Annotated in this window: 8 protein-coding genes and 1 pseudogene; 7 read left to right on the plus strand and 2 right to left on the minus strand. The window is 55.7% G+C overall.

Annotation, left to right across the window (positions count from 1 at the left end):
* Positions 1-76: 76 nt before the first annotated feature.
* A pseudogene (locus B7364_RS18390) lies at positions 77-172 on the plus strand (MipA/OmpV family protein); the annotation flags it as partial.
* Positions 173-279: 107 nt separating this feature from the next.
* On the opposite strand, the gene B7364_RS07315 reads toward B7364_RS18390, so the two are convergent.
* Complete coding sequence (locus B7364_RS07315; RefSeq protein WP_085339365.1) at positions 280-2,271, minus strand: alkyl/aryl-sulfatase; 1,992 nt, start codon at positions 2,269-2,271, stop codon at positions 280-282.
* A 220-nt stretch (positions 2,272-2,491) separates the two neighbouring features.
* Between B7364_RS07315 and B7364_RS07320 the strand changes: the two genes are divergently transcribed.
* From B7364_RS07320 to B7364_RS07335, 4 genes are read left to right on the plus strand one after another with little or no spacing between them, the layout of a single operon-like run.
* Positions 2,492-3,094, plus strand: coding sequence for a cupredoxin domain-containing protein (locus B7364_RS07320; RefSeq protein WP_157893559.1), 603 nt, complete (start codon positions 2,492-2,494; stop codon positions 3,092-3,094).
* A gap of 1 nt (position 3,095) precedes the next feature.
* On the plus strand, positions 3,096-5,447 hold the full coding sequence (locus B7364_RS07325; protein WP_085339366.1) for a putative bifunctional diguanylate cyclase/phosphodiesterase: 2,352 nt from the start codon (positions 3,096-3,098) through the stop codon (positions 5,445-5,447).
* Complete coding sequence (locus B7364_RS07330) at positions 5,444-6,346, plus strand: DUF3034 family protein (RefSeq protein WP_085339367.1); 903 nt, start codon at positions 5,444-5,446, stop codon at positions 6,344-6,346. The genes B7364_RS07325 and B7364_RS07330 overlap by 4 nt, the downstream gene beginning before the upstream one ends.
* Before the next feature lie 25 nt (positions 6,347-6,371).
* Complete coding sequence (locus B7364_RS07335) at positions 6,372-6,881, plus strand: group I truncated hemoglobin (protein WP_157893560.1); 510 nt, start codon at positions 6,372-6,374, stop codon at positions 6,879-6,881.
* Here B7364_RS07335 and B7364_RS07340 read toward each other — a convergent pair.
* The gene (locus B7364_RS07340) at positions 6,878-7,765 is read right to left on the minus strand and encodes a LysR substrate-binding domain-containing protein (protein ID WP_085339369.1); all 888 of its coding nucleotides are present in this window, start codon (positions 7,763-7,765) and stop codon (positions 6,878-6,880) included. The genes B7364_RS07335 and B7364_RS07340 overlap by 4 nt on opposite strands.
* A 121-nt stretch (positions 7,766-7,886) precedes the next feature.
* Between B7364_RS07340 and B7364_RS07345 the strand changes: the two genes are divergently transcribed.
* Complete coding sequence (locus B7364_RS07345; RefSeq protein WP_085339370.1) at positions 7,887-8,996, plus strand: S-(hydroxymethyl)glutathione dehydrogenase/class III alcohol dehydrogenase; 1,110 nt, start codon at positions 7,887-7,889, stop codon at positions 8,994-8,996.
* A 27-nt stretch (positions 8,997-9,023) separates the two neighbouring features.
* Entirely contained in the window at positions 9,024-9,869 is an 846-nt protein-coding gene (fghA, locus tag B7364_RS07350; RefSeq protein ID WP_085339371.1) for an S-formylglutathione hydrolase, read from the plus strand.
* Positions 9,870-10,161 lie beyond the last annotated feature (292 nt).

The following is a 10,161-nucleotide window of genomic DNA, read 5'->3' on the forward strand; positions in this document are numbered from 1 at the left end:
CATCAGATGGGGCCAATCCTCCTCTAAGTCGCAGCCAAATCGGTGCCAAATGTTTTGATGACGGACAGTCGGCTATAGACGCTTGTTGTCAGAGGCAGCCGATAGCCCAATCGTCAAACGGGGTGATAAGGATCAAGTCACCTTTGCTATTGGCCTCACCCGCAGCTTCTAACGCCACATTGCCTATGCAAATCCGCTGGTCCCAAGGTGAGATTTCACCTTGGGACTTTGCCTGTCAAAAGGCGCTCGCCGGCGGGGTAGCGCCAGGTGCGACCAACCCTAAGGCGTTACAATAGGGAAGGGGGGCTTGGGCTCAGCCGTGTCGAGACTGCCCATGAAGGCGCGCAGCGCATCGGTCTTGCCATCGATCTTCATCACGCCGCGCAGCACAAGGCTGGCCGGGTTTGCGCCGGAAAACAGCATGCTGAGGAAGGCAGGTCTTGGCATCGTGACGGTCGCATCGACAGGTTCGTTACTGGGTCCCTCATTGACCATTACCGAATTGCGCAACACGAGGCGATAGCGCTCATTGCGGTCTGGGAAGACAAAGGCAACCGCGATTGTCTTGCCCTTGGCCTTTTCAGGGTCGACGCGTATGGCCAAGAGGTCAAACAATTGCGGGGTGGAAATCGCGCTAATCATATCGGGGGCAACCGTGCCCGCATTCGGCACATTGGGGGTCTTGCGGGCTTCTTGGGCCCCAGTAAGATACATATTTCGCCACAACATGCTCTCGGCCTGATAGCCCATTTGCTCAAAGGATTGGGCCAGGAGTTCGCGGGCAGATTTGTTGGTGCCATCGGCGAAAACGATCCGGCTCGCCAGTTCTGCCGACCAGCGATAATCCCCTGCCTCAAAGGCGGTTTTGGCGATGCCCAATGCCTTATCGGTCCCGCCCATGGCCTCGACATAGCGCTTGGCGACAGCCTCTGGTGGCAAGGGGTTTAGATTGGCCGGATTTGCATCATACCAGCCCAAATAGCGCTGATAGACCGCTTTCGAGTTATGGCTCATCGTGCCGTAATAGCCGTGATTATACCATTGCTGGGTCAATAGTTCGGGAAGGGCAATCGTCTCTGCAATCTCGCTTGCAGTCATGCCTTGGTTCATCAGGCGTACGGATTGATCATGCAGATATTTATATGCGTCACGGTGATTGGCGACATAAGTCGCCACCTCTTGCTGCCCCCAACGGGGCCAACCATGCGAGACGAACATGACATCTGTGCGCGCGCCAAACAAATTCATGCTTTCGGTCAGATAGTCTGCCCACGCTTTTGAATCGCGCACCAAGGCTCCCCGTGGCGGCAGGATATTATGCATGGTCACATTGGCATTTTCGGCCAAGCAAAGCGCGCCCAAATCAGGGAAAAAGAAATTCATTTCGGCTGGCGCTTCGGTGCCGGGTGTGACTTGAAACTCAATGCGCATGCCATCCACCGTCATGGTCTGGCCGGTGCGCTCAATCGTATCGGTCGGCGCAATCAGACCCAGCGACCCGCCAACAGGAACCTCCATCCCGATCCCAGCCCCCACTTGGCCGGCTGGGCCGCGCTCGAGGGTGGTGCCAAATTGAAAGACGGCGCGGCGGCTCATGGCAGGGCCCGCAATCAGATTTTCGCTAACCGCATGCTCCATGAAACCCGATGGCGCGATGATTTTGACTTTCCTGGCTTGGACATCGGCTTCGCTCACAATGCCTTTGACCCCCCCGAAATGGTCTGCGTGGCTATGGGTATAGATGACGGCATGAATAGGCTTATCGCCGACATGCTTTTTGACGAGGCTCATGGCTGCTTTGGCAGTTTCGGCCACGGTTAAAGGGTCAATGACAATATAGCCCGTATCGGTCTCGATGATGGACATGACAGAGATATCAAAGCCGCGCACTTGCCAAATCTTAGGCGCGACTTTGAACAGGCCATGCATACGCAGAAGGGCGGCATGTCGCCACAGGCTTGGGTTAGCCGTCTCTGGGGCAGGGCCTTGCACGAAATCATAGGCTGAGAGATCAAGCACAACCTTTCCGGCCGCATTGCGGATCAAGGGGTCCTCCAAGGTGGCAACAAAGCCGCGCTTGGCCAATTCATCCTCGCTTGTGTTGTTCCAAGGCAGGGTGGTGGAGAAGGCTTTATTGGCGGCAATCGTCTGGGGCGTTGCGGCAGCTTGCGTTTGGGCGTGAGAAACGGGCGACCACGCGACCAATCCGAGGCTTGAAAGCGCGCTGGCTGTTGCGCCCACGCGCGCGGGCTTGCAATTAAATAGGGTCATGATGTGCCTCCCAAACACATGCCGTCTGTTCTCGACGCGCTTTTATGGCCTTCAGCTTGCCTTTGCTTGGGCAGCAACGTCAATCCGGAAACTGGGTCACCACTGACGTCTGGACAGCAAGTCTTACTTAACCCAAGCTTAGGCAGTTTGTACTAATCCTTGCTCCATGGTGTTTCAGCGTACAAACTTGTTTCAATCCGCTTTATGGTTGGTGTCAGCCTTGTGCAGCTGGCTCGTCTCAAGCGCCAGTGCAATCGCGGGTCCCTTACAGATCAGTGTGGTTGATGGCGAAGGTCAGGCCGTCGAGCATGCGGTTGTATCGGTTGAACCCGCTGCTGCCGTCAAATTGAAGCCTGGTGATCTGCGCGGACCGTTTGTGATGTCACAACGGAATATCGCTTTTGAACCCTTTGTTTTGGTGGTGCCCAAGGGCGCGACTGTCCAGTTTCCAAATATGGATCGGGTCAATCATCACGTTTATTCTTTTTCACCCACCAACCCATTTCAATTACCGCTTTACGGCCGCGGGATCACGCGATCGGTTACGTTTGGCCAAGCCGGAACGGCGGCTTTAGGCTGCAACATTCACGACAAAATGCGCGCCTATATTCGGGTGGTCGATACCCCCTATTACGCGAAGACTGACAGATCCGGGGTCGCAAACTTGGTCACGCTTCCTGATGGCGCGGCCACGTTACGCGTTTGGCATCCCGCGATGATGGCGCAGGGTCAAGAGATGAGCCAATCGGTCACGACCAATCGGAGCGGAAATCGCGTCGTTGTCACAATCCGCTTGCGGCCTGCCCGGGCCGGGGACATGTGACATGGCCTTTAAGCGTCTCAAAACCCGACTAACGGTTACCTATGGCGGCTTGTTCGTCGTGGTGCTGGCGCTACTGGTTGCGGCAACCTGTTGGGCGGTAATCAATTACGCCACATTGACTGTTCAGCGCGAGATGAGTGCGACGAGTTCTGTGTTTCAGCGTATTTGGGCCATCCAAAGCGAAACCCAGCGCACAAGCGCAGATTTGTTGTCCCGTGACTTTGGCTTTAAGACGGCCATTGCCAAAGCCGATCAAGCGACTTTGAGATCGGCCTTCGAGAATCTGAAAGGCCGCGTCGCAGTGGATGATGGCTTGGTCATTGATCTCAATGGTTCGCTACTCGTTGGTGCCAATAGTCCAATTGCTAACCAAGTTGCCAGCATTGTTGCCCAAGATTATCCGGTTGAGACATTTGCCGGCATTCAGACGATTAAGGGTCAAGCCTTTTCTGTTGTCGTTGCACCTGTACTGGCACCAGATCCCATTGCTTGGGTGGTTTTTGCTTCAGCCCTTAATCAGGATGAGATGGGCAAGTTGGAGGCCTTGTCCTCCATTCCGCTGCGAGCTGCCTTGATCAGTAAGCGCGGCAACGGTGTTTGGATGAATGCGTCGGGGGCGGAAAGTGCGCTCGACCCGATCGCCTTGGAAGAATTGGTCCTCGACAAGGCGGGACGCGCGACGATTGAAGATGGGCCACATGGTCAACAAATCGTCGTTGCAACTCAATTGCCGGCCCTAGGCCAAGATGAAGTCACGGCTCTCATTCTCACCTATCCTTTAGCTCTTGCATTGGCGAATTATCAGCCCTTAGTGCTGGCGCTGATTGGCTTGGGTATTGTGGCGGTTTTGGTGTTAGGCTTCGCCAGTCGGGAAATCGCGCGCGGCATTACACAACCTGTGTTTCGTCTGAAGCAGGCCGTTAACAGCCTACAGTCGGGCGACCGCATGTTGGTAGATATCCAGTCCAAAGACGAACTTGGCGATTTGGGTCAGGCCTTCAACCAAATGGCCACCTCAATACGCGAGCGGGAAGCGCGTATCCTTTATATGGCGCGTCATGACTTGCCGACGGGATTACCAAACCGGGCAGCATTTGAGGAGGCCGTGCACGACCTGATGCAGGCTGAGCGGCCTGTGCTGCTGGTCGCTGCGGGCATGGAGTCCTTCGACCATATCCGCTCTGTGTGGGGGGTTGAGGCCTCACACCAATTGATCGCAGGTCTGGGTGAGCGCTTGCGCCACACAGGCCAAGACTGGCACATAGCCCGATTGTCGCCGTCCGTGATTGGGATTGCGATTGGACTGCCAGATCGTGGGATCGGCCACGATCCTACAAGCATCCCCCTTGATCAGATCGCGACAGCTTTGGCGACAGCCATTGTGGTCGACAATAAGAGCTTTGAGGTCACGCCCGCACTCGGCTTTGATCTCGCCACTGATCCATCCATAAGCGCTTCAGATTGGATCGAGCGTAGCTTGATTGCACTGGACCAAGCCCAGGTGGCCAAGTTGGCTTTGATGCGGTTTGATCCCCGTACTTATGACCAATTGGCGGATAATTTGAAGCTGACGGATCAGTTGCGCGAGGCATTGGACCACGGCGATCTACAGGCCTTCTATCAGCCAAAGTTTAATTATCGCACCGGGCAAGTAACCTCGGTAGAAGCGCTGGTTCGGTGGCAGCATGCTGAACGGGGTTGGGTTTCCCCGCAGGCGTTTGTGCTGATCGCTGAAGAAACAGGCTTGATCCGGGAATTGACGGAACAGGTCTTACGGGCGGCTGTGGCAGACCAAAAGCGGCTGCATGGGCTGGGTTATGATGTGTGCATCAGTGTGAATTATTCTGGGCGGCTCCTGAATGATCCGGAGTTTTGTCAGACGGCTTTGGCCTTGTGTGCGGAAGTACCAAACCGCATCTGTCTCGAGATAACCGAGACCGCCGTCATCAATGATCCGGTCACGGGCGTGCAAGCCATCAAGCGCTTTGTCGATGCAGGGGTTGAGATTTCAATTGATGACTTTGGCACAGGTCTGTCGTCCTTGTCCTATCTCAAACAGATCCCGGCACAAGAACTGAAGATAGACCGCTCTTTCGTCGTGGCCATGACTGACGGCAATCGCGAGCGCAGATTGGTCCGCTCGATCATTGAGATGGGCCATGGCCTTGGTATGAAGGTCACCGCCGAGGGCGTGGAAGATCAAGCCGCTATCGCGCTTTTGGGCTCCATGGGCTGCGACATGGCGCAGGGATACGGCATCGCCAAACCCATGCCGGCCGATCAGTTGTTGGCGTTCCTCGCGAAGCCACTTTCGATGGACCTGACCTTAGACTTGGAAAAGAAAATCGCATGAAACGTGTCAGGGCTATTGCTGCTTACACCCTCGCAGCCTTCCTACTTGCGATGGTTCAGCCCAGTCCGAGTGTCGCGCAGGATCTGGTACAAGATATGCCGCAAGCCTTTAGCGGGCGCTTGAAGCTTACCGGCGGCGTCAATCAAATTGAGGGTGCCGCGGGTGGGGGGTTTACGCCTTGGGCTCTCATCGGCGGCTATGGCACCAAAGATCAAGTCGGCGGAGCAATGTTTGCAACCCAAGTCACCTTGGATGATTTCACGGTGCAATCTTTCGGCGGCCTGATCGGTTGGCGGAACCGGTTGGAGATTTCAGCCGCCCAACAGTCTTTTGATACGCGTGAAGTTGGTGCCGCACTCGGTCTTGGTCGCGGTTTCAAAATTACGCAAAACACCATGGGTCTCAAGATAAGATTGGTTGGTGATGCGGTCCTCGATCAAGATCGTTTGTTGCCGCAAATTGCTGTCGGTGCGCAGTTCAAAAGCAATGATCGGGGCGGCCTTGTGCGTGCGTTGGGCGCACAAGATTCCCAAGGCACGGACTATTATGTCTCGGCGACCAAATTGTTTCTGGCACACAGCACTTTGGTCAATCTGACTGTGCGATCGACGCAAGCTAATCAATATGGGATTTTGGGTTTTGGCGGTCTGGGGAAGGGCCGCAGCCTCGAGTCTGAAGGCTCCATCGCTTATTTGCCCCGGCAGGACTTAGCCTTTGGCTTCGAATGGCGGACTAAACCCGACAATTTGGCGATTGCTAAAGAAGAGGCCGCGATGGATTTGTTTGTCGCCTATGCGCCGACGAAGAACTGGTCGGTTACGGCGGGATATGCAGACCTTGGCCATATCGTCACACGCAGCCAGACAGGTCTCTATGTTTCAGTCAATACCAGTTTCTAGCACCAGAGTCCGAAGAGGCTTTACCATGTTTCGCTCATTGTCCCTCTGGATTGGATTGAGCTTGAGCTCAATCCTTGTGGTCCCCGCAGTCGCGCAGCCGGCGCCGCTGCCCTTGCCACCGGCACGCAGTGCCACCGCGCCAACCATTGCCCAAGATGATCGCTTAATCCGGGCTTTTGGCGGGCAGGAAGGGCTGCGCGCAATGACTGCAGACTTTATGCGACGTGTCTTGGCAGACCAGCGTATCGCCATCTTCTTCGTTGGCTTTGACCATGCCAAGATTGAAGGCCATCTCTACAACCAATTCTGTCAAATCTTGAACGGCGGCTGTGTCTATACTGGCCGTGACATGAACATCCACGCGCACATGGGCATTACCGAGGCTGATTTTTATGCTCTGGTGGAGGATCTGCAGGCTGCGATGACAGCACATAAAGTGCCCAATTGGGCGCAGAACAAATTATTAGCCGTCCTTGCCCCCCAAGCCCGCGATGTGATTGCTGTCCCTTCAAAGCCCCTTGAGCCTCAGAATTAAGGCTGAGCAATGGCGGCGGCGAGTTCGCGCTTCAACAGGCTGACCGCGCCGCGCACTTTGGGCAAGAGGTGGCGGCGCTGCGGGTAGACTGCCCAGATCGGCTCTTCTGCGGGTCTAAAATCTGTCAAGACTTCGATTAAGGCCCCGGACCGCAAGGCGGGCAGCACATAGAATTCGGGCAATTGGCACACCCCCATGCCCGCCATGGCCGCTTCCAAAACGCCATTGCCATTATTGCAGCGCCAGCGTCCGCTGGGCTTAAACTCCACGGCTTGGCCATGACTATCTTTAAAGTGCCAATTGCTGGCCGAGCCCAAAAGGCAGGCGTGGCTCTTTAGGTGTTCAATCGTGTCAAGGGCAGGGGCATCGTTGAGATAGGCAGGCGCAACACAGGTCAGTAAAGCCCGCGAGCCTACGCGGGTGCGGATTAAGCCTGAATCGGGCATTTGTCCGGTGCGAATGGCCAAGTCATAGCCTTCACCAACCAGATCGACCACGCGGTTTGTGAGGTCTAGCTCGATGCTCAAACCCGGGTGCTGCATGGCAAAGCGGCGCAAGATTGGCGCGACATAGCGTTCGCCCATCGTGGTGGAGCAGGTCACGCGCAAGTCGCCACGCGGTTCGCCTTGGGCGGTGACGGAGGCTAGAATATCGTCGCGTTCAGCCAACACGCGTCGGCACTGCTCTAGGATGGCGCGACCGGTGTCGGTTAGTTTAACGCTGCGGGTGGTGCGGTCAAATAATTGCGCTTGCAGGCGGGCTTCGAGCTGAACAATCACCCGGCTGATGCGCGTGGTGGATGTGCCGAGAAGCTTTGCGCCACCGGAGAAGGAACCCGCCGTGGCAATAGCTACAAACTCATCCAAACCTTGCCACTGGCTCATGATTATCCCGAATATGGTAAGATGAATTGCGAGTATGGCTATTTATCTCAGAATTGTAAAATGTCTAAGCTCTATACTTGACCATTATCCTTCGGCTTTTAGTTGGTGAGACCAATTCTGTATGAAGACCCGCGCTGCTGTAGCCTTTGAAGCCAAAAAACCGCTTGAAATTGTTGAATTGGACCTGGAAGGGCCAAAGGCAGGCGAAGTCCTGGTTGAAATCATGGCAACTGGTATTTGCCACACGGACGCCTATACACTCGACGGCCTTGATAGCGAGGGGAAGTTTCCAACGGTTCTCGGCCACGAAGGGGCGGGGATTGTGCGCGAGGTGGGCGCTGGGGTGACCAGTGTGGCCCCCGGTGATCACGTCATCCCGCTTTACACGCCGGAATGCCGCCAGTGCAAAAGCTGTCTCTCGGGCAAGACCAATTTGTGCACCGCGATCCGGGCGACCCAAGGCCAAGGCCTGATGCCGGATGGCACCAGTCGCTTGAGCTATAAGGGCCAGACCATTTTTCATTACATGGGCTGCTCAACCTTTTCGAACTTCACCGTATTGCCTGAGATTGCGGTCGCCAAAATTCGCACCGATGCGCCATTTGAGCAGACTTGTTACATCGGTTGCGGGGTTACTACCGGCGTTGGCGCGGTGGTCAATACCGCCAAGGTCACCCCAGGCTCTACCGTCATCGTATTCGGTCTAGGCGGCATTGGTCTCAATGTTGTGCAAGCAGCGCGCATGGTGGGCGCGGACAAAATCGTTGGCGTTGATATCAATCCAGAACGTGAGGCGTGGGGTAAGCGCTTTGGCATGACCCATTTCGTCAATCCCCGCGAGATCAGCGGCGATATTGTCCCCCATTTGGTTGCGCTGACCGATGGGGGCGCAGATTATACGTTTGACTGCACCGGCAATACCGATGTGATGCGTCAGGCGTTAGAGGCCTGTCACCGTGGTTGGGGCGTCTCCACCGTGATCGGAGTTGCCGAAGCCGGCAAGGAAATCTCGACCCGTCCGTTCCAATTGGTGACAGGACGGGTGTGGAAAGGCTCAGCCTTTGGTGGGGCCCGCGGCCGCACGGATGTGCCCAAAATCGTGGATTGGTACATGAATGGGAAGATCGAGATCGACCCCATGATTACCCATGTCCTCAGCCTTGAAGAGATTAATAAGGGCTTTGATTTGATGCATGCGGGCCAAAGCATTCGCAGTGTTGTGGTGTTCTAGGCTGGGTGTTTCAGAAGGGATGTGTGCATGAGCTTGACCATCATCTCGGCTGTCAAAGCCCATGGCGGCGAGCAGCGTGTCTATAGCCACCCATCTTCCACGACCGGCACAGAGATGGTGTTTTCGGCCTTTATTCCAGATCACCTGTCAGGCCAAAAACTACCTGTAGTATGGTATTTGTCTGGGCTGACCTGCACCCATGCCAATGTGACCGAAAAGGGTGAGTATCGGGCAGCCTGTGCAGCCCTTGGCCTGATCTTCATTGCGCCAGATACCTCGCCGCGCGGGGAGGGGGTACCCGACGATCCAGAAGGGGCCTATGACTTTGGGCTGGGTGCCGGATTTTATGTCGACGCAACCCAAAAGCCCTTTGCCAAAAACTATCAGATGCGCCGCTATCTTGAGGTGGAGCTACCAGACTTGGTCGCCGCGCATTTGCCGGTCGATCTGGAGCGCCAAGCCATAATGGGCCATTCGATGGGCGGCCATGGGGCTTTAACGATTGGGTTGCGCAATCCTGGCCGCTTTGCTTCGGTCTCAGCCTTTGCCCCGATTGTTGCGCCGATGGAATGCCCTTGGGGACATAAAGCGCTGACGGGCTATTTGGGTGAAAGCCAAAGCGCGTGGCTTGCCTATGACGCCTGTGCGCTGATTGAGGCTGGTGCCCGTGTGCCTCACTTATTGGTCGATCAAGGCACAGCAGACCCATTTCTCGACACGCAACTGAAAACGCATCTGTTGGTGGCGGCGTGCGAAGCCGCGGGCCAGTCAGCAACCATCCGCATGCAAGAGGGCTATGACCATAGCTATTATTTCATCTCGACCTTTATGGCCGAGCATTTGGCCTGGCATCACGCGCGGCTCACAAGATGAGGCCGTAACGCACGATCACGCAAGGTGCAGATTCTAGGCGAAGTGCGAGTTCCCGTTTCTAAGTTTCCCTCTTGCGCCAAACATCGTCAAGAAGCGTTCTCGACCGTCAAGAGTCGAGAGAACGCTTCGTTGGGCGCGATGAATCCCAGGCACTTGCGGGGCGTGGCGTTCATTTTGTCAGCGATCGCTTGCAACTGAGCATCTGTGACGGTCGCAAGATCAGTCTCGCGCGGTAAAAATNGGGAGCTTGGGGCTTGCAGAAGTATCCCTCAGCGCCAATCTCGCTCTTCAA

This window comes from Aquidulcibacter paucihalophilus (genome assembly GCF_002105465.1).
GTDB lineage: Bacteria > Pseudomonadota > Alphaproteobacteria > Caulobacterales > Aquidulcibacteraceae > Aquidulcibacter > Aquidulcibacter paucihalophilus.

Coding starts and splice junctions, on each gene's coding strand:
- fghA (WP_085339371.1), top strand. CDS start 9,024: ATGAGCTTGACCATCATCTCGGCTGTCAAAGCCCATGGCGGCGAGCAG.
- B7364_RS07340 (WP_085339369.1), bottom strand. CDS start 7,765: ATGAGCCAGTGGCAAGGTTTGGATGAGTTTGTAGCTATTGCCACGGCG.
- B7364_RS07315 (WP_085339365.1), bottom strand. CDS start 2,271: ATGACCCTATTTAATTGCAAGCCCGCGCGCGTGGGCGCAACAGCCAGC.
- B7364_RS07345 (WP_085339370.1), top strand. CDS start 7,887: ATGAAGACCCGCGCTGCTGTAGCCTTTGAAGCCAAAAAACCGCTTGAA.
- B7364_RS07330 (WP_085339367.1), top strand. CDS start 5,444: ATGAAACGTGTCAGGGCTATTGCTGCTTACACCCTCGCAGCCTTCCTA.
- B7364_RS07325 (WP_085339366.1), top strand. CDS start 3,096: ATGGCCTTTAAGCGTCTCAAAACCCGACTAACGGTTACCTATGGCGGC.
- B7364_RS07335 (WP_157893560.1), top strand. CDS start 6,372: ATGTTTCGCTCATTGTCCCTCTGGATTGGATTGAGCTTGAGCTCAATC.